Origin of the sequence: Shinella sp. NM-101 (assembly GCF_021401195.1) — a bacterium.
Classification (GTDB): Bacteria; Pseudomonadota; Alphaproteobacteria; order Rhizobiales; family Rhizobiaceae; genus Shinella.
The window spans coordinates 564057-584843 of sequence record NZ_JACBFT010000001.1 but is presented as its reverse complement, the minus strand read 5'-3'; the positions used below and the strand labels follow the sequence as shown (position 1 = coordinate 584843).

General features: G+C 65.1%; 18 protein-coding genes and 1 riboswitch. Of the genes, 10 read left to right on the top strand and 8 right to left on the bottom strand.

The annotated features are described in order from the left end of the window. Window positions 1-28 precede the first annotated feature (28 nt). The gene (locus L0976_RS02805; protein ID WP_234186000.1) at window positions 29-826 is read left to right on the top strand and encodes a LuxR C-terminal-related transcriptional regulator; all 798 of its coding nucleotides are present in this window, start codon (window positions 29-31) and stop codon (window positions 824-826) included. Window positions 827-1105: 279 nt separating this feature from the next. Here L0976_RS02805 and L0976_RS02800 read toward each other — a convergent pair whose 3' ends face one another. From L0976_RS02800 to L0976_RS02775, 6 genes are all read right to left on the bottom strand, one after another. After that, window positions 1106-1582: a 6,7-dimethyl-8-ribityllumazine synthase gene (locus tag L0976_RS02800; RefSeq protein ID WP_234185999.1), complete on the bottom strand. Its 477-nt coding sequence runs from the start codon at window positions 1580-1582 to the stop codon at window positions 1106-1108. A 90-nt stretch (window positions 1583-1672) separates the two neighbouring features. Beyond that, window positions 1673-1817: riboswitch (FMN riboswitch) on the bottom strand. A 104-nt stretch (window positions 1818-1921) separates the two neighbouring features. Continuing rightward, window positions 1922-2983, bottom strand: a complete 1062-nt coding sequence (locus L0976_RS02795) for an ABC transporter ATP-binding protein (RefSeq protein WP_203319370.1) — start codon at window positions 2981-2983, stop codon at window positions 1922-1924. 9 nt (window positions 2984-2992) lie between these two features. After that, window positions 2993-3775, bottom strand: coding sequence for an iron ABC transporter permease (locus tag L0976_RS02790; RefSeq protein ID WP_119257153.1), 783 nt, complete (start codon window positions 3773-3775; stop codon window positions 2993-2995). Beyond that, window positions 3772-4662, bottom strand: a complete 891-nt coding sequence (locus tag L0976_RS02785; RefSeq protein ID WP_234185998.1) for an ABC transporter permease subunit — start codon at window positions 4660-4662, stop codon at window positions 3772-3774. The genes L0976_RS02790 and L0976_RS02785 overlap by 4 nt, the downstream gene beginning before the upstream one ends. Window positions 4663-4746: 84 nt before the next feature. Next, a complete protein-coding gene (locus L0976_RS02780; RefSeq protein WP_203319367.1) occupies window positions 4747-5853 on the bottom strand; it encodes an ABC transporter substrate-binding protein in 1107 nt (368 codons plus the stop codon). A gap of 98 nt (window positions 5854-5951) precedes the next feature. Then, entirely contained in the window at window positions 5952-6830 is an 879-nt protein-coding gene (locus L0976_RS02775; RefSeq protein WP_370643567.1) for a MurR/RpiR family transcriptional regulator, read from the bottom strand. A 193-nt stretch (window positions 6831-7023) separates the two neighbouring features. On the opposite strand from L0976_RS02775, the gene L0976_RS02770 reads away from it, so the two are divergent. From L0976_RS02770 to L0976_RS02730, 9 genes are all read left to right on the top strand, one after another. Then, window positions 7024-7788 carry an N-formylglutamate amidohydrolase gene (locus L0976_RS02770; RefSeq protein WP_234185996.1) on the top strand — a complete coding sequence of 255 codons (765 nt, stop codon included), beginning with the start codon at window positions 7024-7026 and terminating at the stop codon, window positions 7786-7788. Window positions 7789-7920: 132 nt separating this feature from the next. Next, complete coding sequence (locus L0976_RS02765) at window positions 7921-8430, top strand: TRAP transporter small permease subunit (protein ID WP_203319365.1); 510 nt, start codon at window positions 7921-7923, stop codon at window positions 8428-8430. Beyond that, window positions 8427-9749 carry a TRAP transporter large permease subunit gene (locus L0976_RS02760; protein WP_234185995.1) on the top strand — a complete coding sequence of 441 codons (1323 nt, stop codon included), beginning with the start codon at window positions 8427-8429 and terminating at the stop codon, window positions 9747-9749. Before L0976_RS02765 ends, L0976_RS02760 begins: the two co-directional genes overlap by 4 nt. Window positions 9750-9879: 130 nt before the next feature. Then, entirely contained in the window at window positions 9880-10935 is a 1056-nt protein-coding gene (locus L0976_RS02755) for a TRAP transporter substrate-binding protein (RefSeq protein WP_203319363.1), read from the top strand. Between the two features lie 72 nt (window positions 10936-11007). Next, window positions 11008-12378, top strand: coding sequence for a glutamine synthetase family protein (locus L0976_RS02750; RefSeq protein WP_255695758.1), 1371 nt, complete (start codon window positions 11008-11010; stop codon window positions 12376-12378). 201 nt (window positions 12379-12579) lie between these two features. Then, window positions 12580-13959, top strand: a complete 1380-nt coding sequence (locus L0976_RS02745) for an aldehyde dehydrogenase family protein (RefSeq protein ID WP_234185994.1) — start codon at window positions 12580-12582, stop codon at window positions 13957-13959. Window positions 13960-13964: 5 nt separating this feature from the next. After that, entirely contained in the window at window positions 13965-15110 is a 1146-nt protein-coding gene (locus L0976_RS02740) for an iron-containing alcohol dehydrogenase (protein WP_234185993.1), read from the top strand. A 218-nt stretch (window positions 15111-15328) separates the two neighbouring features. Continuing rightward, on the top strand, window positions 15329-16045 hold the full coding sequence (locus L0976_RS02735; protein ID WP_234185992.1) for a ParA family protein: 717 nt from the start codon (window positions 15329-15331) through the stop codon (window positions 16043-16045). A 242-nt stretch (window positions 16046-16287) separates the two neighbouring features. Further along, entirely contained in the window at window positions 16288-17808 is a 1521-nt protein-coding gene (locus tag L0976_RS02730) for a globin-coupled sensor protein (protein WP_234185991.1), read from the top strand. Window positions 17809-17858: 50 nt separating this feature from the next. On the opposite strand, the gene L0976_RS02725 is transcribed toward L0976_RS02730, so the two are convergent. Then, window positions 17859-19052, bottom strand: coding sequence for a glycoside hydrolase family 5 protein (locus tag L0976_RS02725; RefSeq protein ID WP_234185990.1), 1194 nt, complete (start codon window positions 19050-19052; stop codon window positions 17859-17861). A gap of 147 nt (window positions 19053-19199) precedes the next feature. Then, window positions 19200-20624, bottom strand: a complete 1425-nt coding sequence (locus L0976_RS02720) for a L,D-transpeptidase (protein WP_370643555.1) — start codon at window positions 20622-20624, stop codon at window positions 19200-19202. Between the last annotated feature and the right edge of the window lie 163 nt (window positions 20625-20787).

The following is a 20787-nucleotide window of genomic DNA, read 5'->3' as shown; positions in this document are numbered from 1 at the left end:
GCAAGGGGATCGGGGGAGCATCAGCGCCATGCGGGTCGATTTCACGGCACTCTTCCGCACGCTCGCCGACTGGACGGACGCGGCGGAACGCTCCGACGGGCAGGCGGGCGAAGCGCTGCTGGCGATGACGCGCGCGCTCGTGCGCTTCGACGACATGGTCATCTTCGCCTATCGCGACAAGGCCCGGCCGATCGACCTCTTCAGCACCTTCGATGCGGACGATTACCACGTCTTCGTCACGCTTTATCAGGTGGGGCCGTACCTGCTCGATCCGTTCTACCACACGGCGCGGGCCGGGCGGGCCGGAGTCTTCCGCATGCGGGAGCTCGCGCCGGACCGCTTCTTCTCCAGCGAATACTACCGCACCTACTACTCGCAGACGCGGCTTGCCGAGGAACTGGGCTTCTTCGTGCCGGCGGGCGACGGCGTGACGGTGGTCGTCTCGCTGATGCGGCGGGAGAAGACGGGAGGCTTCCCGGCCGCCGAGTTCGCGCTGCTGGCGGATGCCGAACCCTTCGTCGCCGCCTTCGTGCGCCAGGCCTGGAGCGGCCTTGCGGAACGCTTCGCGCTTGCGGGGCAGGGGCGCGGGCGGCGCAGCGAGCCGGTGAGCGCGGCGGACAAGGTCTGGCGCAAGCTCAACCTCACCGACCGCGAGGCGTCGATCATCGAGCTCGTGCTGCAGGGGCATTCGTCGGAATCGATCGGGCTCAAGCTGAATATTTCGACGGGGACGGTGAAGGTCCATCGGCGGAACGTCTATCGCAAGCTGGGGATCTCGTCGCAGATCCAGTTGCTGTCGATCTATCTGAAGAGCTTGCAGGCGTAGACGGAGGAGCGGGAAAGCTCGGCTGCAATGCCGGGCCCGGACGGCTAATAAAGTAGCCAAACCTCTCTTCCGTCATGCTCGGGCTTGTCCCGAGCATCTGCAAACGTTGCTATTTTTCAAGGCGTTGGCAGATCCTCGGCACAAGGCCGAGGATGACGGAAGCGAGTGGAGCGAGGTTTCTCAATACGCTGGACCCGGCCGCAATGCCGGCTTCCAGAGTCTTTTCAACGGTTTATCGATTCGCCTTCACGAGCCGATTCCGGTTCTTGAGAAACCGATTCAGGAAACCGCCGCCAGTGCCACCTGCGCCCGCGCGTCGAGGATCTGGCGGGCGGCGTGGGCGGCTTCCCTGCCCTTGATGATGAAGTGGTCGCGGAAGAAGGCGATGTGGGCTTCCGATTCCTGGAAGTTGTGCGGTGTCAGCACGGCCGAGAGCACTGGCACGTCGGTGTCGAGGCCGACGCGCACGATGGCGTCGACCACGCTGCCGGCGACGAAATCGTGGCGGTAGATGCCGCCGTCGACGACGAGGGCGACGCCGAGGATGGCCGCGTAGCGGCCGGTCCTCGCGAGGAGCTGGGCGTGCAGCGGGATTTCGAGGGCGCCCGGCACGTCGATCACGTCGACGTCTTCGGCACGGCCGCCGAGGGCCTGCCATTCGGCGATGAAGGATGTGACCGCCTGGTCGACGATGCCGGCGTGCCAGCGGGCACGGATGACGGCGATGCGGGCGGAGGGGGTGGCATTGGCATTCATATGTCTTGGCCTTTCAAGGGTTGAGCCATTTTTCAACGGGTCCCTTGGGCGAACACGCACGAGGCCGGCCCATCGCGGAACGGGCCTCCTGCTTGCTCTCTTCCATCCGGACTGTGACCGTCGGCTCCGGCATCGCACCGGATCTGCTGACCCTTCCTCGCGGAAGGCGCTCGCGGGCTGCCGGATCGCTCCGGATACCGCCGGTGGGGAATTTCGCCCCGCCCTGAGAACGATGGGAGACTAAACGGCAAACGCCCGCAGATCAAATCCGCGGGCGACGCAAAAACCATGATTCACGACAGATTTTTCCACGCCTTCGCCAAGGCGTGGAATGAGCGTTCAGTCGTGGATGACCAGGAGGTCGCCGGCGGTGAAGCGCAGCGTCACCGTTTCGCCGACGGCCGGCGGCACGAGGCCGGGGCTGTTGAACATGTCGAAGGAGATGACGCTGCCGCCGACATTCATGCGGGTGCGGATGACCGAGCCGAGGAAGTTGGAGGAGACGACCTCGCCCGTCAGCGCCGTATCGCCTTTGGCGTCGGGAGCGATGGAGCCGGCTTCGGGGCGCAGCGCCAGCGAGACCATGTCGCCGGCCTTCGCATTGCCGACGGATTCGCGCAGGGTGACGCCCTGGTCGCCGATGGTGACGCGCTTCGCGGCCGCGTCCACCACCTTCGCCTCGATGAGGTTGAGCGTGCCGACGAAGCCGGCGACGAAGCGGGTGGTGGGGCGGTTGTAGATTTCGGCCGGGGTGCCGATCTGGTCGGCCTTGCCGGCATTCATGACGACGATGCGGTCGGAGATCGACAGAGCCTCTTCCTGGTCATGCGTGACGAAGACCGTGGTGATGCCGAGCTGCTGCTGGATCATACGGATTTCCTCGCGCAGCGACACGCGGATCTTGGCGTCGAGGGCCGAGAGCGGTTCGTCGAGGAGGAGGACCTGGGGCTTGGGGGCAAGCGCGCGGGCGAGCGCCACGCGCTGCTGCTGGCCGCCGGACATCTGGTAGGGGTAGCGGTCGGCGAGATGGTCGAGCTTGATGAGGCCGAGCATCTCCTTGACGCGGGCGTCGATCTCGGCCTTCGGCCGGCCGGCGACCTTGAGGCCGAAGGCGACGTTTTCCGCGACGTTCATGTTCGGGAAGAGCGCATAGGCCTGGAAGACCATGCCGATGTTGCGCTGGTTCGGGCGAAGGTTCGCCTGGCTCTTGCCGTCGATGGTGATGGTGCCGCCCGAAGGCGTCTCGAAGCCGGCGATCATGCGCAGGATGGTGGTCTTGCCGCAGCCGGACGGGCCGAGGAAGGAGACGAACTCGCCCTTCTCGATGGCCATGTTGAAATCCTTGACGACCTGCACCGGGCCGAAGGACTTCTGGATGCTGGAGAGTGTGAGGAAACTCATGGAAAATCCTTAGACGGGGCTTTGCGCGCCCTTCTGGAAGCGGGAGACGAGCTGGATCAGGCCGAGGCAGCCCCAGGTGATGGCGAAGGCGATCACGGCGAGCGCGGCCGGCTCATAGGCCCGGTTGGCGCCGAGAAGCTGCATGTAGGGGCCGAAGGCCGGGCGGTTGAGGAGGGCGGCCATGGTGAACTCGCCGATGACGATGGCGAAGGTCAGGAAGGCACCCGACAGGACCGCGACGAGCACGTTCGGCAGGATGATGCGGGTAAGGATCGTCGTCCAGCCGGCGCCCAGACTCTGGGCGGCCTCCGTCAGCGTGGTGATGTCGATGGAGCGAAGGCCCGTGTCCACGGCGCGGTACATGTAGGGCAGCGACAGCGTGGCGTAGCCGAACATCAGGAGGATGTTGGTGCCGGTGATCGAGCCCGTCAGCGGCAGCCAGCTCGAGGTGTTGTAGAGCCGGATATAGCCGAAGACGATGACGATGGCGGGAATGACCAGCGGCAGCAGCGTGACGAACTCGACATAGGGCCGAAGGCCCGGCAGCTTGAGGCGAACCCAGTAGGCGGTCGGCACCACCAGCAGCACCCCGAAGGCGATGGTGAACAGCGCCATCACGACGGAATAGGTGAAGGTCTCCTGGAAGCGCGGGTCGCCGAGCACGACCGCATAGGCATCGAAGGAATAGACGCCGCGGCGCATCTTCAGCGAGAAGTTCGTCATGCCGAGGAGCGGCAGGATGAAATAGAGCAGCCCGACGATGAGGGCGCCCCAGGCCCAGAACTTCTTCATTTCAGCCACCTTTCGCTGCGCGCGCGCAGCCAGATGTAGATCGTGTTGGCGATGCCGGTGACGACGATCATGCCGAAGGCCAGCGCATAGCCGAGATGGGGATTGCCGAGCACGTCGCCGCGGATCTGGGCGAAGAGCAGGATCGGCACGATGGAGAGCGAGGAGCCCGTCAGCGCGATGGCGGTCGCGACGGCGCCGAAGGCGTTGGCGAAGAGGAGCGCAAGCGTGCCGAGGAAGGAGGGCAGCAGGATCGGGAAGGCGACCATGCGCCAGTACTGGCCGTTCGTCGCGCCGAGGATCTGGGCGGCTTCCCGCCATTCGCGCTTCAGGCCGTCGAGCGCGGGCGTGATGATGAGGATCATCAGCGGGATCTGGAAGAACAGGTAGGTGATCGTCAGGCCCCAGAAGGACAGGATGTTGAAGCCGAGCGCGCGCAGGTCGATGCCGACCTGGGTCTTCAGGAACATCGAGACGAGGCCGACCGGGCCGAGGGTCGCCAGGAAGGCGAAGGCGAGCGGGACGCCCGCGAAGTTGGAGGCGACGCCGGAGAAGGTCAGCAGCGGGCCGCGGATCCATTTCGGCAGGCCGCCGAGCACCACGGCAGCGGCGACCGAAAAGCCGATCAGGCAGCCGAGGAGGGCGGAGGCGATGGAGATCTTGATGGAGATCCAGTAGGCCGACAGGATCGACGTCGTGAACAGCCCGCGGATATTGTCCAGCGTGAAGCTGCCGTCCGGCGTCTGGAAGGCGCCGATCACGATGCGCATCGTCGGCATGATCAGGAACAGCAGGACGAAGATGGCGAACGGCGCCGCGCCGAGCCAATGCAGCGGGAGGCGGAAGGGCTCCCGCGTCGGCTGGCTGGCGGCTGAACTGTCTGATGACATCAGGAAAACCTCGGATGGGGTTGCCGTCATTGGCAGACCGCGATCGTCGTCCCGGCCGGAAGCCGGGGCGACGAGGGATGTGGCTTACTGCACGTTCGCGCCGACGACGCTGTCCCATGCGCCGGTGACGGCGGCCTTGTTGGCGTCCACTTCCTCGAGCGTCGGGAAGTAGGCCTTCTCATAGGAAGCCGCCGGCGGCAGGGCGTCGATCAGGTCCTGCGGAACCTTGCCGGCCTTGACCATGGCGTTGAAGCGCGCCGGATGGCAATAGCCCTTCAGCCAGCCGAGCTGGCCTTCGTCGGAATAGAGATGCTCCATCCACAGCTTGGCGGCGTTCGGGTGCGGCGCATAGGCCGAAATGCCCTGGACGTAGACGCCGGCCAGAACGCCCGATTCCGGAACGATGACTTCCGTCGGCGGGTTGCCGTTGAGCGTCTTGGCCCAGCTCAGCGCATTGTAGTCCCAGGCGACGACGATCGGGGTCGAGCCCTGGGCGAGCGTGCCGGACTTGCCGATGACCGGAACGAAGTTGCCGGCCTTGTTCATCTCGGCGAAATAGGCAAGGCCAGCTTCGCCGGCTTCCTTGCCGGCCTTCGCGCCCTTGCCGAGGCCGGCGGCGAGAACGCCAAGGATGGCCTGGTTGGAAGCGCGCGGGTCGCCGGCAAGCGCCACCTGGCCGGAATATTCAGGCTTCAGGAGATCGGCCCAGTCCTTCGGCGAATTGGCGACGAGGTCCTTGTTCACGAGGAAGGCCATCACGCCGTAATAGTCGCCGTACCAGTAGCCTTCGGCGTCCTTGATGGTGTCCGGGATCTCGTCCCAGGTGGAAACCTTGTAGGGCTGCAGCAGGCCTTCTTCCTTGGCGGAGGGGCCGAAGGCGAGGCCGACGTCGATCACGTCGGGCGACTGCGGGCCCTTGTTGTCCTTGTTGGCCTTGATGGCCTCGATCTCGTCGGCGGAGCCGGCGTCGGGGTTCAGTTCGTTGACCTGGATCTCCGGATATTTCGCCTTGAAGGCGGCGATGACGTCGCCGTAGCCGCACCAGTCGTGCGGAAGGGCGACCGTCGTGAGCATGCCTTCCTTCTTGGCGGCTTCGATGAGCTCGGCGCTCGGCTCGGCGAAGGCGAGCGAGGTGGACGCGACCACCAGGGCGGTGGAGAGCGAAAGCAGGCGTCTCGTATGTGACATCACGGGGTTCTCCTTTTGTGTGTCAGGCAACTGCGGCGAGGTGATACTTACGGCGTATGAAGCTTATGTGACAGTTTTGTTTCGGTTTTTTCGTATGTCGGTCAGGTCTTGCCGGGAAATTCCGGCCGGGGCTTGCGAAAAAGCCGGCTGGCCTCGAAAAGACCCTCCAGCGTCTTCATTCGGTCGCTGGTTTCCTCCCAGCCCGAACTCTGGACGGCTTCGATCAGCGCCTCGACGATGAACAGCGTCACGACGGACGAGTCCCAGGCCGACGGCGCCTCGATATGGACCCGGAACACCTTCGCCGCGACCTTGGCGACGGGCGAGGCCCACTGGTCGGTGAACAGCACGATCTGCACGCCGCGCTCGCGGGCCACGCGCCCGAGCGTTTCCATTTCCTGCTCGTAGCGGCGGATGTCGAAGATGACGAGCACGTCGCCGGCCTTCATGTTCAGCACGTAATGCGGCCAGGAACTCGGATTGGAGGCGATCTGGGTGACGTTCGGGCGGATGACCTGGAGATGGGTGAAGAGATAGTCGGCGAGCGCCTTCGTGATGCGGCCGCCGATGATGTAGATGCTGCGCTGGCGGTCGGCGAGAAGGGCGCTGGCGCCGTCGAATTCGGCGGTCTCCACATGCGCGAGCGTCTGGCGCAGGTTGGTCATGATCGCGTCGGCGAAGCGGTTGAGGATATGGGTGCCCGGCGCTTTCGCCGCCCAGCGGTCATGCTTGGTGATCGGGCTGGTCAGCGTGGCTTCCAGCTCGTGATGCAGGCGCGCCTGGAAGTCCGGAAAGCCGCGGAAACCGAGCTTCTGCACCATGCGCGCGACCGTCGGCGTCGACACGCCGGCGTTTTCCGCGACCGTCGTGATCGAGCCGAGGCCGGAGACGGGATAATTGTCGAGCAGCGATGTGGCCAGCTGCCTTTCGGCACGCGTCAGCGCATCGAAGTGGGCATTGATCACATCCGACACCGTCATGGATGCTGTGTTGGGCGTCAAGTTATTCCCCTGCGCTCCGGTCTTCTGCCGGAGTTTCGAAAATTAAACATCGCTGTCACAATTCGAGTCAAATGATTTTTTGAAGAGATTTTTTCAAAGTTCGGTTGACAGCGGCAAAACTGTGAAGAATTCTCTTCAGTAACGATAAAAGCCGGTCGAGGGGATCAGGCTCATGGGAATTCTGAGTGTGGAGGAGGGCGACCCGGTCGCCCTGGAAAATGCTGTTGCCCGCGGCAAGGTCATCCTGGTCTGCGAGCACGCATCATGCCTCCTGCCGAAATCCGTCGGTTCGCTCGGCCTGACCGACGAGGCGCTTGCCAGCCACATCGCCTGGGATCCCGGTGCGCTCGCCGTCTCGCGCCTCATGGCCGAAAGCCTCGATGCGACGCTCTTCTACCAGCGCTTTTCCCGCCTCGTCTACGATTGCAACCGCCCGCCGGACTCGCCCGCCGCCATGCCGGAGAAGAGCGAGGTGTTCGACGTTCCCGGCAATGCCGGGCTCGACCGGGCGGCGCGCGAGGCCCGCACCGTGGCGCTCTACCTGCCGTTCCGCGACAAGCTCGCCCGGCTCGTCAGGGAACGCATCGCGGACGGCCGGGCGCCGGTCATCGTGACCGTCCACAGTTTCACGCCGGTCTATTTCGGCCGGCAACGCGCCGTCGAGATCGGCATCCTGCACGATGCCGATCCGCGCCTTGCCGATGCCATGCTGGCGGCGGCGGCCGCGGACGGGCGCTTCGACACGCGCCGCAACGAGCCCTACGGGCCGGAAGACGGCGTGACGCATACATTGAAGGAGCACGGCCTTTCCAACGGCCTTGCCAATGTGATGATCGAGGTCCGCAACGACCTCATCCGAGACGAAGCCGGCCAGAGGGTCGTGGCCGGCTATCTGACGGGATTGCTCCGCGCGGGGCTTTCCGCAACAGAACAATAACGACCCGGGGAACGGAATGTCCGTGGAGACGGAAATGAACACGAACTGGAGAGGCCAGGCGAATGCTTGCGTTTTTATATCGGAGGTCCGGCCCGGCTGAGAACGCCGCCGCTGCCAGGGGAGGCAGGGCCGATGCCTGATTTCATCAAGACCTATGTGCGCGTCGTCGACACGTTCAACCGGCGTGTCGGCATTTTTGCGATGTACCTGATTTTCGCGATGTTCGCGATCCTGCTTTATTCGTCGCTTTCGAAGGCCTTCCACCTGCCGGCGAACTGGACGCTGGAATCGGCGCAGTTCACCATGGCGGCCTATTACATGCTGGGCGGCGCCTTCGCCATGCAGACCGGCGACCACGTCCGCATGGACCTCTTCTACGGCACCTGGTCGGCAAGGAAGCGGGCGGCCTTCGACACGGTCACGGCCGTGGCGCTGATCGTGTTCCTCGGCTTCATGCTTTATGGCGGCATCGCCAGCACGACCTATGCCATCCAGTTCAAGGAAAAGAGCTTTACCGCCTGGGCGCCCTACATGGCGCCGATCAAGATCGTCATGACCTTCGGTATCGTGATGATGCTGGCGCAGGCCACCTCCTCGCTCTTCAAGGATATCGCCGAGTTGCGGGGAAGGCCCATCGAATGAGCTATGAATTCATCGCAATCACGATGTTCGCCGGCATGATGGTGCTGCTGCTCACCGGGCAGCGCGTCTTTGCCGTCATCGGCTTCGTCGGCGTCGTCGCGGCCTTCATGCTGTGGGGCACGGGCGGCTCGGAAATGGGCTTCGCCTCCGCCATGAAGCTCGTCAAATGGTATCCGATGCTGACGGTGCCGATGTTCGTCTTCATGGGCTACATGCTTTCGGAATCGGGCATCGCCGAGGACATGTACAAGGCGATCCATGTCTGGATGGGGCCGATCAACGGCGGCCTTGCGCTCGGCACGGTCGGCCTCATGGTGATCATCTCCGCCATGAACGGCCTTTCGGTCGCCGGCATGGCGATCGGCGCCACCATCGCGCTGCCGGAGCTTCTGCGCCGCGGCTACGACAAGGTGATGATGACGGGCGTGGTGCAGGGCGGCTCGACGCTCGGCATCCTGCTGCCGCCGAGCGTCGTGCTCGTGCTCTACGGCATGATCGCCCGCGTGCCGGTCGGCCAGCTCTGGCTCGCCGGCGTGCTGCCGGGCCTCCTGATGGCCGCGCTCATGGCGATCTACGTCTATGTCCGCTGCCGCATCAACCCGTCGCTCGGCCCTGCCTTGCCGGTCTCGGAGCGCAACGTGCCGTTCGGCGAGAAGATGCGGCTGCTTTCGGCCGGCATCGTGCCGCTCGGCATCTTCGTGCTGATGATGTGGCTGTTCCTCAGCGGCATCGCCAGCCTCGTCGAAAGCTCGGCGGTCGGCGCGATCTGCTCGGCGCTCGTCGCCTGGTGGCGCGGCCGGCTGAGCTGGCCGCTGTGGAACGACGTGCTGCAGAAGACGCTCGGCATCACCTGCATGTTCATGTGGATCCTGATCGCCTCGCTGTGCTTCGGCGCCGTCTTCGACGGTCTGGGGGCGGTCAAGTCGATCGAGCGCTTCTTCCTGGGCGACCTCGGGCTGGAGCCCTGGCAGGTGCTGGTGCTGATGCAGCTCTCGTTCCTGATCATGGGGATGTTCCTCGACGACACGGCGATGCTCGTCATCGTGGCGCCGCTCTACATTCCGCTGGTGCAGAAGCTGGGCTTCGACCTCGTCTGGTACGGCGTGCTCTACACGATCACCTGCCAGATCGCCTACATCACCCCGCCCTTCGGCTACAACCTCTTCATGATGCGCGCCATGGCGCCGCCGGAAATCGGCATGCGGGACATCTACAAGTCGATCTGGCCGTTCGTCGGCATCATGCTGGCCAGCCTGATCATCATCGGCGTGTTCCCCGAGATCGCGACGTGGCTGCCGAACAACTACTACAGCAAGTGACGGACAGGCCGGCGGCGGGCGCCGCCGGCTTCAGGAAGCAATGGGCCGGCAGAAGAAAAGACGATTGACCGACCGGGATGAACGGCCGTTCCCGGCAAAAGCGAGACTTCATAACCAGAGGGATAGAGATATGACGAACAGACGGCAGTTTCTCACCAGGGCAGGGGCGGTCACGATTGGCGCGGCCGGTGCCGCAACGCTTTCCGCACCCGCCATCGTGAAGGCCCAGACGGCCATCAAGTGGCGTTTCCAGACCTATGCGGGCGCCGCGCTCGGCGAGCATGTCACCAAGCCCATCGTCGACGCGATCAACGCCGCCGCCAAGGGCGAGCTGGAGATCGAGCTCTACTTCGCCGACCAGATCGTGCCGACGGGCGAACTGTTCCGCGCGCTCCAGGCCGGCACCATCGACGCCGTGCATTCGGACGACGATTCCATGGCCTCGCCCGCCGACGTCGCCACCTTCGGCGGCTATTTCCCGCTCGCCACCAAGCAGATCCTCGACGTACCCGTTCTCTTCAAGCAGTACGGCCTCGCCGATATCTGGAAGTCGTCCTACGAGAAGGTCGGCGGTGTCGTCTGGCTCTCCTCGTCGGGCCAGGACCCGTGCCACTTCAACACCAAGAAGGCCATCACCTCGGTGAAGGACCTGGAGGGGCTGCGCCTCTACACCTTCCCGACGGCCGGCCGCTTCCTCACCCAGTTCGGCGTCGTGCCCGTCACGATCCCCTACGAGGACGCGCAGGTTGCCGTGCAGACCGGCGAGCTCGACGGCATGGCCTGGTCGGGCATCACCGAGGACTACACGGTCGGCTGGGCCGACGTGACGGACCACTTCCTGACCAACAACATCTCGGGCGCCTGGATCGGCTCCTTCTTCGTCAACGAGAAGAAGTGGGCGGAATTGCCTGACCACCTGAAGAAGCTGGTCATGACGGCCATCGAATCCGGCAACAACTACCGCGACCAGTGGTACTGGGGCGGCGAGGCGAAGCTGCGCGCCGAAGGCACGAAGCTCAAGCTCACCAGCATCCCGGCGGAGGAATGGAAGGTCGTCGAGGACGCCGCCAAGGTGTTCTGGAAGGAGATCGCCGAACAGGGCGAGACGGCCGCCAAGGTCGTCAAGATCTTCGAGGACTACAATGCCATCATCAACAAGGCCGGCCCGCCCTATGTGAACGGCTGATGCCACGAGACCGCCGGACCGGGCCCCGCCGCCCGGTCCGGCACGACGCCATAACCCCGCAGGACCGCCCCGATGACCGTGACCTATACATTTGACGACCTGAAGAAGGATGTGGCCGAGGGCCGCATCGACACCGTCCTGGCATGCCTCGTGGACATGCAGGGGCGCCTGATGGGCAAGCGTTTCCACGCGCAGTATTTCGTCGAGGGCGCCTATGAGGAGACGCATAGCTGCAACTACCTGCTGGCGACGGACATGGAGATGGAGACGGTGCCGGGCTACAAGTCGACGAGCTGGGCGGCCGGCTACGGCGACTACACGATGAAGCCGGACCTTGCGACGCTGCGCAAGCTGCCGTGGCTCGAAGGCACCGCGCTGGTGCTCTGCGATGTGCTCGACCATCACACGCACGAGGAAGTGCCGCATTCGCCGCGCGCGATCCTGAAGAAACAGGTCAAGCGCCTGGAGGCGATGGGCCTCAAGCCCTTCATGGCGAGCGAGCTGGAATTCTACCTGTTCGACCAGACCTACGACCACGCCCGCGAGAGCGGCTACCGCGACCTCCAGCCTGTCAGCGGCTACAACGAGGATTACCACATCTTCCAGACCACCAAGGAGGAGGATGTCATGCGGGCGCTGCGCAACGGCCTGCAGGGCGCGGGCATTCCGGTCGAGAACTCCAAGGGCGAGGCCTCCCCCGGCCAGGAGGAGATCAACGTGCGCTATGCCGAGGCGCTGACCATGGCGGACCGGCACTCGATCATCAAGAACGCCACCAAGGAGATCGCCTGGCAGCGCGGCAAGGCTGTGACGTTCCTGGCCAAGTGGAACTACAATGCCGCCGGCTCCTCCTCGCACATCCACCAGTCGCTCTGGAGCCTCGACGGCAGGGAAGCGAAGTTCTTCGACAAGGACGCGAAATACGGCATGTCGGAGATGATGCGCATGTATGTGGCGGGCCTGCTCGCCCATGCCAGCGAGATCACCTATTTCCTCGCGCCCTACATCAATTCCTACAAGCGCTTCGTCGCCGGCACCTTCGCGCCGACCAAGGCGATCTGGAGCAAGGACAACCGCACGGCCGGCTATCGCCTCTGCGGGGAGGGGACCAAGGGCATCCGCATCGAATGCCGCGTCGGCGGCTCGGACCTCAACCCCTATCTCGCCATGGCGGCGCTGCTCGCCGCCGGCATCGCCGGCATCGAGGGCAGGTTCGAGCTTGAGGCGCCCTTCGAGGGCGACGCCTATGGCGGCAAGGATATCCGCGAGATCCCGCGCACGCTGCGCGGCGCCGCCGAGGCGCTGAAGACCTCCGACATGCTGCGCGAGGCCTTCGGCGACGACGTGGTCGACCACTATGTCCGCGCCGCCGAGTGGGAGCAGGAGGAGTACGATCGCCGCATCACCGACTGGGAGGTGGCGCGAGGCTTCGAGAGGGCGTAGAAGCGTTTCGGAATTGTCCCTCACCCCAACCCTCTCGCCGCAAGCGGGGAGAGGGGCCGGCCCTGCGAAAGGGTTTGGTCGGGGAAGGCCGTGCGGCATATCCCTTCTCCTCGCCTGCGGGGAGAAGGTGCCGGCAGGCGGATGAGGGGCGACCGGAGCGCCAGAGACTGAAATTCCGATAGAACCAACAGGAACTCGATCATGACTGTGATCAAATGCATATCCCCCGTGGACGGCTCGGTCTATGCCGAGCGCGAGGCGATGCCGCTTGCGGCCGCGCAGGCCGCCGTGGCCCGTGCGAAGAAGGCGCAGAAAGCCTGGGCGAAGCGCCCGCTGGAGGACCGTATCCAGCTCGTCCTGAAGGGCGTCGCCCGCCTCAACGAGATGGTGGACGAGGTGGTGCCGGAAATCGCCTGGCAGATGGGCCGCCCGGTCCGCTACGGCGGCGAGTTCAAGGGTTTCAACGAGCGCTCCAACTATGTCGCGGAGATCGCCGGCTCGTCGCTCGCGCCGATCGTCATCGAGAATTCCGAGCGCTTCGAGCGCCGCATCGAACGCGAGCCGCACGGCGTCGTCTTCGTCATCGCGCCGTGGAACTATCCCTACATGACGGCGATCAACACCATCGCGCCCGCGCTGATGGCCGGCAACACGGTCATCATCAAGCACGCGGCGCAGACGCTGCTCGTCGGAGAGCGGATGGTGCGCGCCTTCAACGAGGCGGGCGTGCCGGAGGACGTCTTCCAGAACGTCTTCCTCGACCATGACACGACCTCGGCGCTGATCGCCGCCAATTCGTTCGATTTCATCAACTTCACCGGTTCGGTGGAGGGCGGCCGGTCCATCGAGCGCGCGGCCGCCGGCACCTTCACGCCGGTCGGCCTCGAGCTCGGCGGCAAGGATCCGGGCTATGTCATGGAGGACGCGGACCTCGACGCCGCCGTCGACACGCTGATGGACGGCGCGACCTACAATTCGGGCCAGTGCTGCTGCGGCATCGAGCGCATCTATGTCAACGAGAAGCTCTACGACGCCTTCGTCGAGAAGTCCGTCGCCTGGGTCTCCAACTACAAGCTCGGCAACCCGCTCGACCCGGAAACGACGCTTGGGCCGATGGCGCACAAGCGTTTCGCCGCGACCGTGCGCGCGCAGATCGCCGATGCCGTCTCGAAGGGCGCGAAGGCGCTGGTCGATCCGAAGCTCTTCCCGGCCGATGACGGCGGGGCCTATGTCGCCCCGCAGATTCTCGTCGATGTCGACCATTCGATGGAATTCATGACGGAAGAGACCTTCGGCCCGGCCGTCGGCATCATGAAGGTGAAGAGCGACGCGGAAGCGCTCGCGCTGATGAACGACTGCAAGTACGGCCTCACCGTCTCGCTCTGGACGAAGGACAGCGCGCGCGCGGCCGATATCGCGCGGGATCTGGAAACCGGCACCGTCTTCATGAACCGCGCCGACTATCTCGACCCGGCGCTTTGCTGGACGGGCGTGAAGGAAACGGGCCGGGGCGGCTCGCTCTCCGTCATCGGCTTCCACAACCTTACCCGTCCGAAATCCTACCACTTCAGGAAAGCTTGAACAGCATGACCATCACCGCCAACTGGAGCTATCCGACCGCGATCAAGTTCGGCGCGGGCCGGATCAAGGAACTGGCCGACCACTGCAAGGCGGTCGGCATGAAGAAGCCGCTGCTCGTCACCGACCGCGGCCTCTCGACCATGGCGATTACGCAGAACGCGCTCGACATCCTGGAGGCCGCCGGCCTCGGCCGGGCGATGTTCGCCGAGGTCGATCCGAACCCGACCGACAGGAACCTCGAAGCCGGCGTGAAGGCCTTCAAGGCCGGCGGCCATGACGGCGTCGTCGCCTTCGGCGGCGGCTCCGGCCTCGACCTCGGCAAGGCCGTCGCCTTCATGGCCGGCCAGACGCGCCCGGTCTGGGACTTCGAGGATGTCGGCGACTGGTGGACCCGCGCCAATTCGGACGGCATCGCGCCCATCGTCGCCGTGCCGACGACGGCCGGCACCGGCTCGGAAGTCGGCCGCGCCTCGGTCATCACCAATTCGCAGACGCATACCAAGAAGGTGATCTTCCATCCGAAGTTCCTGCCTTCGGTGACGATCTGCGACCCGGAGCTGACGGTCGGCATGCCGAAGGTCATCACCGCCGGCACCGGCATGGACGCCTTCGCCCATTGCCTCGAAGCCTATTCCTCGCCCTTCTACCACCCGATGAGCCAGGGCATCGCGCTCGAAGGCATGCGCCTCGTCAAGGAATACCTGCCGCGCGCCTACAGGGACGGCACGGATATCGAGGCGCGCGCCAACATGATGTCGGCTGCCGCGATGGGCGCCGTCGCCTTCCAGAAGGGCCTCGGCGCGATCCACTCGCTGTCGCACCCGGTCGGCGCGATCTACAACACGCACCACGGCATGACGAACGCCGTGGTGATGCCGCCGGTGCTGACGTTCAACCGCCCGGCCATCGAGGCGAGGATCGCCAGCGCTGCCGCCTATCTCGGCATTGCCGGCGGCTTCGACGGCTTCTTCGACTACGTGCTGCGGCTGCGCGAGGAACTCGGCGTGCCGGACAAGCTCGCCGCGCTCGGCGTCGGCACCGACCGCATCGACGAGATGGCCGCCATGGCCATCGTCGATCCGACGGCCGGCGGCAATCCGGTGGAACTGACGCTCGACGCGGCCAGGCGCCTCTTCGTCGAGTGCATCTGATTTCTCATCGTTAACAAATGACAAGGCCCGGAAAACAAGGGTTTTCCGGGCCTTTTCCTTGCAAAACGCAAATCTGCAATGCCGGCCCCGTTAATCTTCGCGGTGGGGATGTTTCCTCTTCGTTAACCATGTTTTGAAAGGTTCCGTTCAGCGGGCGCCATACTCACCGGCGCCTGACGAGAGCGATGAGGACGCTCGCAGCCCTCAAGAGGAAAGACATGCCAGTCATCACGTTCGCCAATGCCAAGGGTGGCGCGGGCAAGACCACCGCGGCCCTCATTCTCGCCACCGAGCTTGCGCGCCAGGGGCATCGCGTCACCATTCTCGATGCCGACCCGCAGCGCTGGATCAGCCATTGGCACGAGATCTCCGGCCGGCAGCGCAATATCGCCGTCATTTCCGAAGTCTCCATGGGGTCGCTCCAGAGCCATATCCGCGAGAACCGCGCTCAGACCGATTATTTCGTCATCGACCTTGCCGGCGCGCGCGATGCGCTCGTTGCGACGGCCATCGGGCTTTCCGACCATGTGATGATCCCGGTGCAGGGCTGTGCGATGGATGCCCGCGGCGCGGCGCAGATCCTCGAACTCCTCAGGCAGCTCGATGAGAAGGCCGGCATCCGCATCAACCATTCGGTCGTGCTGACGCGCATGAACGCCATGGTCACGACGCGCGCCATGGCGGCCATCAAGGCGCTGCTGGCCGCCCGCGGCGTCACCGTCCTCGACACGCCGATCGGCGAGCGCACGGCCTTCCGCGACATCTTCGATTGCGGCGGAACGCTCTCCTCGATGGATCCGGGCAGGATCAGCAATCTCGACAAGGCACGCGAGAATGCGCGGCTCTTTGCCGAGGAGGTGTTGCGCCTCGTGCCGGCGCGCAGGCATCCGGCCGGCGAGGGCGGTTTCTTCCGCACCGTCCGCCGCGCGGCGTAAAGCCTTTCGAATTGACGAAAGCCAGGAACGGCTGCGACCGTTTTTTCATGACGGAACGCAAGGGCGGTAAGGAACAATTTACCACGCCGAACCTAGTGATAAACCGTCAGAAAGTTATCCCCTGAAGGCCATGCCTTCAACTGGATCCATGAAGGGTCGCGGGGTCGGCGTGCCGTGCGGGCCGCCTGCCCGAGGGAGCGTCTGTATTTTTTCCCTTTCTCGATTTGCCAGGATACCCCTCTATGAAGACAGCTCCGCCCGTCGGCCAGAACCATGACATTGTGCGCCGCCTCGACTATCTCGGGCTCGATGCCGCCGCGCTGAAGCGGCTGCGCGGCCTGAAGCCCTTCATCGAGAAGGAGCTCGGCCCGGCGCTCGACAAGTTCTATGCCATCGTGCGCCAGAGCCCGGAGGTGAACCATCTCTTCTCGAACGATGCCCATATGCAGCGCGCCAAGAATGCGCAGCTCGGCCACTGGGCGAACATCGCCGCCGGCGACTTCACCGGCGATTACGCCACCAAGGTGCAGACGATCGGCCACGTCCACGCCCGCATCGGGCTGGAACCGCGCTGGTATATCGGCGGCTACGCGCTGATCGTCGAGCATCTCCTGACGGAAGCGGTGAAGGCGCTCTGGCCGAAGCAGGGGTTGTTCTTTCGCCCGGAAACCGGCGCGGAAGAATTCGCTGCGCGCTTCTCCAGCCTGCTCAAGGCCATCTTCCTCGACATGGACCTGTCGATCTCCGTCTACATGGATACGTCCGACGTCGCCAAGCAGCAGGCGGTGCAGGCGCAGGTCCTCGCCGAGGAACGCCAACTCGTCAGCGACAGTTTCGGCGCGGCGCTGAAGCGCGTTTCCGACGGCGACCTGACGGCGCGGATCACCGGCCCGCTGCCGGAAGCCTACGAGGTGCTGCGGCAGGACTTCAACCATGCCATTTCGACGCTGGCTGGGGCCATCGGCAATATCGGCGCCGGCGCAGGCTCCATCCACCTCAGCGCGCGCGAGATCGCGTCGGCTTCCGACGACCTTGCCAAGCGCACCGAGCGGCAGGCGGCGAACCTGGAGGAAACGGCGGCCGCCGTCGAGGAGGTGACGACCACGGTCCGCCAGACCGCGCAGAGCGCCAACGAGGCCAATGCCCTCGTCATGGCCGCGCGCGACAATGCCCAGCGCAGCGGCGAGGTGGTGGAGGAGGCGATCACCGCCATGGGCGAGATCCAGGCGTCCTCCGCGGCGATCGCCAGCATCATCGAGGTGATCGACGAGATCGCCTTCCAGACGAACCTGCTGGCGCTCAATGCCGGCATCGAGGCCGCGCGGGCCGGGGAGGCGGGCCGCGGCTTTGCGGTCGTCGCCTCGGAAGTGCGCGCGCTCGCCCAGCGCTGCGCGGATGCCGCCAAGGACATCCAGAACCTCATCGCCAAGTCGCACGGCCAGGTCGAGGATGGCGTGCGCTCGGTGGGCGAGGTCGCCCAGTCGCTGCGCCAGATCGTCTCGCAGGTCGTGGAGGTGAGCTCCGTCTTCAACACGATCCGCGCCAGCACGGCCGAGCAGGCGACCGGCCTCCAGGCGGTCAACCAGGCGGTCAACGCAATGGACCAGATCACCCAGCAGAATGCGGCGATGGTCGAGCAGGCCAATGCCGCCAGCCAGGCGCTGACGGCGGAGGCCGCTTCCATCGCCGCCCAGCTCAGCGCCTTCCGCACCGGTGGCACCGCCCAGCCGGCCGAAAATTCCGGCTACAGCCGCGCCGCCTGAGCGGCTTGGCGGGCGCAAAAGGCCGGACAGCGCAGGCTTCCGGCCTTCTTCTATTTCTGCATGCGGGCCTTCAGAAGGTCCATCAGCTTGCCGTTGCGCGGCAGCCTGTCCGCCTTGCCCTGTTCCGTCATCCAGTAGAACTGGCCGGGCTTCACCCCGGCCGGAAGCTCGTAGTCCATGCCTTCCCACTCGTCTTCGCGGAAGGAATAGAAGGCCCAGTGGCCGCCCCTGTCCTCCACCGCATCCATCACGTCGGTGAGGTAGGCGCCACAATCGGCCCACAGGCGCATGCAGCCGAATTCGGCGGCGACCACGCGCGTCGGCGGCAGGCCCTCCGCCTTCGCCCAGTCGAAGGCCGCGCCGATATGGTCGGCGACGGTCGTGCGGTCCCATTCCGTCTTGCCGCCGGCATAGTCGGTCGTCACGCCGGGATAGCGCAGCGGCGTTTCCCGCTTCATGTTCGGCGCGCTGGTCGCGTCATAGGGTTCGTACATGTGGAACGCGTAGAGCACCCTGTCGTCGGCAAGGCGCTTCGGCCATGATGCGAGCGCGCGCGGATTGGCATAATAGCCGCCATCGACCATGACCGGGGTGACGGGATCGACGGCTCGAATCGCATCGATGATCCGCGTGTAGAGTTGCGGCAGGTCACGCGGGCCGCCGGCATTGGCCTCCTGCCATGCGAGGAGATCGGTCATCGCGCCGTTCTCGGCAAGGCCGGTCGTCTTTTCCGGCGCGGGCTCGTTGAGGAGATTGTAGGCGGCGACGGACGGGTGATCCTTCAGCGCGCCGGCAAGGTCGCGCCAGAACGCCGCGGCCTGTTCGGCGAAGGCGGGATCGGACCAGAGCCGGTCGTCGAATATCCCGCCGTTCTGCTGTTTCCACCGGGCGCCGGGCAGGCTCAGCGGCGCCACGACCACCTTCAGGCCGGCGGCATGGGCTGCATCGAGCGTGCTGCGCAGCCTTGCGAGATCTCCGGGCGGCAGGCCCTCGTAGCGGTCGGCGTTGCCGATGAGGAAATCCCGGCCTTCGCCCTTCCACTTGCTGAAGGTCAGGCGAACCCATGTCGCCCCGGTCGCGGCCAGCGCCTCGAAGTAGGCCTTGTCGGGTTCCGCCGCGTTGAAGCTGTTGCCGCCCTTCTGCGGGGCATCCCAGAAGGTCATGAGGTCCGCGGCAAGGCCAGCCGATGGCAGCGTGCCCGCGAGCGCGAGGCAGAGGAGGGCGGGGCGAAGCTTTTCGAACATGGGATACCGTGCTGCTGATGGCGATGAAGGTTCAGCTCCTTCATCGGCAAAAGAGGCAATTTGCGGTTCGCACCATGGCTAAACAGGGTTCCCAAGGCAAAACCGGCCCGAAAGGGCCGGTTCTGGCCGGTTCCTGCGCGGAAAGCGTCAGTCGACGAATTCGACGGTCACGCCCGGGCTCGTCATCTTGGCGAGCTCGGTGGCGTCCCAGTTGGTCAGGCGGATGCAGCCGTGGCTCTGGGTCTTGCCGATCTTGGAGGGCTCCGGCGTGCCGTGGATGCCGTAGGTCGGCTTGGAAAGGGCGATCCAGACCGTGCCGACCGGGCCGTTCGGGCCGGGTTGCAGGGTGAGGATCCGGTCGTTCTCGCCCTGCTTGAAGTTGACCTTCGGATTGTAGGTGTAGCCCGGATTGAGCGCGACGCGCTCGACCGTGACCGTACCCGACGGCGAAGGCGTGTCGGAGGAGCCGATGCTGGCGGGATAGGCGGCGATCAGCGTGCCGGCCGCGTCGTAGGCGAGGACCTGCTTGCGGCCCTTGTCGGCGAGGATCCTGGCGACCTTGCCCGTCTTCGCCCGGCCGGTATCGACGACCTTGACGATCGTGCCGGGAATGGTGAAGTCGACACCGGGATTGATCTCCTTCAGGTAGGCCTCGTCCATGTGGAACTTCTCGGCCAGCATCTCGGTGGTCGAGGTGAAGGACATGTGCGGCAGCGCGGCCTTCTGGGCGTAGTCTTCCGGGATCGCGGCGACGTACGGGCCGGCCGCGTCGGCGGCGGTGATCTCGTAGGTGGTGAAGGCCATGCCGCCGGAAAGGCGCAGGCGCTCCAGGATGTCCTCGGCATTGTTCGGGTCGAGCGTCTCGCCCGTCGCGTTCTGCCATGCCTCGATGGCCTTGGTGACGTTGGAGCCCTTCCTGCCGTCGATCACGCCCGGCGAGAAGCCTTCGCGGTCGAGGAACACCTGCAGCGCCGTGACCTCGGCGGAGGACATCTTGCCGAGCGCCTTCGCCTGCTCGAATTTCGGGCCGGGCACGAACTCGGCGTTCGGGTCGATGGTCTCGGGAAGCGAGGCGGTGTCGGTGGAGCCGTCGGAGAAATCGGGCAGGGGCTGCGACGAGCCGAAATCGGCATCCGGCAGGGCCTGCCGCTCGACATTGCCCGGCAACCCCTCGCGCATTTCCGGCACGGAGCTCGTCGTCAGGCCGCTGTCGTAGTCCGAATCCGGGGCCGGCGGAAAATAGTCCGGGCTCGTCTCGGAGTAGCCTCGCACCGGGCGATAGCGGTCGCGCCGCGGGCTCTCGGTGTCTCCGCGACCGTAATAGCGCTCGGCCGGTATGGCCGTGGCGACGATGTCGCCCCAGGAATCGACCAGCACCCGGCGGCCGCGGCTGTCGCGCGCCCAGCGCACGCTGCCGTCGTTGGGAATGTAGTCGAGAATGTCGCCTTCCGGCGAGACGAGGACCGTATCGCGGGAGATCTGGTGCTGCTGGGCGTGGGCAGGCAGGGCGGCGAATCCGAGGACGGATGCTGCTGCGAGGAGCGAAATGCTTGTTTTGAATATCGAATTCACGGCTGTTGACCTGCCAGGTTGCATATGTCGCGCGGACGGAACACTTCAATTCGGACCTTAATATGGAAAAACTGAATCGATGGTGAACGTAAGGTCAACGCTCATGGCAAAAACTTGTGATCGGGCGTGCAGGTTCCGTGAAAAGATGCGGCATCCGGTGGCG

Excerpts from the sequence above, each read along its gene's own strand:
- L0976_RS02755 (WP_203319363.1), top strand. The coding sequence starts at position 9,880 with ATGACGAACAGACGGCAGTTTCTCACCAGGGCAGGGGCGGTCACGATT.
- L0976_RS02760 (WP_234185995.1), top strand. The coding sequence starts at position 8,427 with ATGAGCTATGAATTCATCGCAATCACGATGTTCGCCGGCATGATGGTG.
- L0976_RS02740 (WP_234185993.1), top strand. The coding sequence starts at position 13,965 with ATGACCATCACCGCCAACTGGAGCTATCCGACCGCGATCAAGTTCGGC.
- L0976_RS02775 (WP_370643567.1), bottom strand. The coding sequence starts at position 6,830 with ATGACGGTGTCGGATGTGATCAATGCCCACTTCGATGCGCTGACGCGT.
- L0976_RS02725 (WP_234185990.1), bottom strand. The coding sequence starts at position 19,052 with ATGTTCGAAAAGCTTCGCCCCGCCCTCCTCTGCCTCGCGCTCGCGGGC.
- L0976_RS02805 (WP_234186000.1), top strand. The coding sequence starts at position 29 with ATGCGGGTCGATTTCACGGCACTCTTCCGCACGCTCGCCGACTGGACG.
- L0976_RS02765 (WP_203319365.1), top strand. The coding sequence starts at position 7,921 with ATGCCTGATTTCATCAAGACCTATGTGCGCGTCGTCGACACGTTCAAC.
- L0976_RS02745 (WP_234185994.1), top strand. The coding sequence starts at position 12,580 with ATGACTGTGATCAAATGCATATCCCCCGTGGACGGCTCGGTCTATGCC.
- L0976_RS02750 (WP_255695758.1), top strand. The coding sequence starts at position 11,008 with ATGACCGTGACCTATACATTTGACGACCTGAAGAAGGATGTGGCCGAG.
- L0976_RS02785 (WP_234185998.1), bottom strand. The coding sequence starts at position 4,662 with ATGTCATCAGACAGTTCAGCCGCCAGCCAGCCGACGCGGGAGCCCTTC.
- L0976_RS02800 (WP_234185999.1), bottom strand. The coding sequence starts at position 1,582 with ATGAATGCCAATGCCACCCCCTCCGCCCGCATCGCCGTCATCCGTGCC.
- L0976_RS02790 (WP_119257153.1), bottom strand. The coding sequence starts at position 3,775 with ATGAAGAAGTTCTGGGCCTGGGGCGCCCTCATCGTCGGGCTGCTCTAT.
- L0976_RS02770 (WP_234185996.1), top strand. The coding sequence starts at position 7,024 with ATGGGAATTCTGAGTGTGGAGGAGGGCGACCCGGTCGCCCTGGAAAAT.
- L0976_RS02795 (WP_203319370.1), bottom strand. The coding sequence starts at position 2,983 with ATGAGTTTCCTCACACTCTCCAGCATCCAGAAGTCCTTCGGCCCGGTG.
- L0976_RS02735 (WP_234185992.1), top strand. The coding sequence starts at position 15,329 with ATGCCAGTCATCACGTTCGCCAATGCCAAGGGTGGCGCGGGCAAGACC.
- L0976_RS02730 (WP_234185991.1), top strand. The coding sequence starts at position 16,288 with ATGAAGACAGCTCCGCCCGTCGGCCAGAACCATGACATTGTGCGCCGC.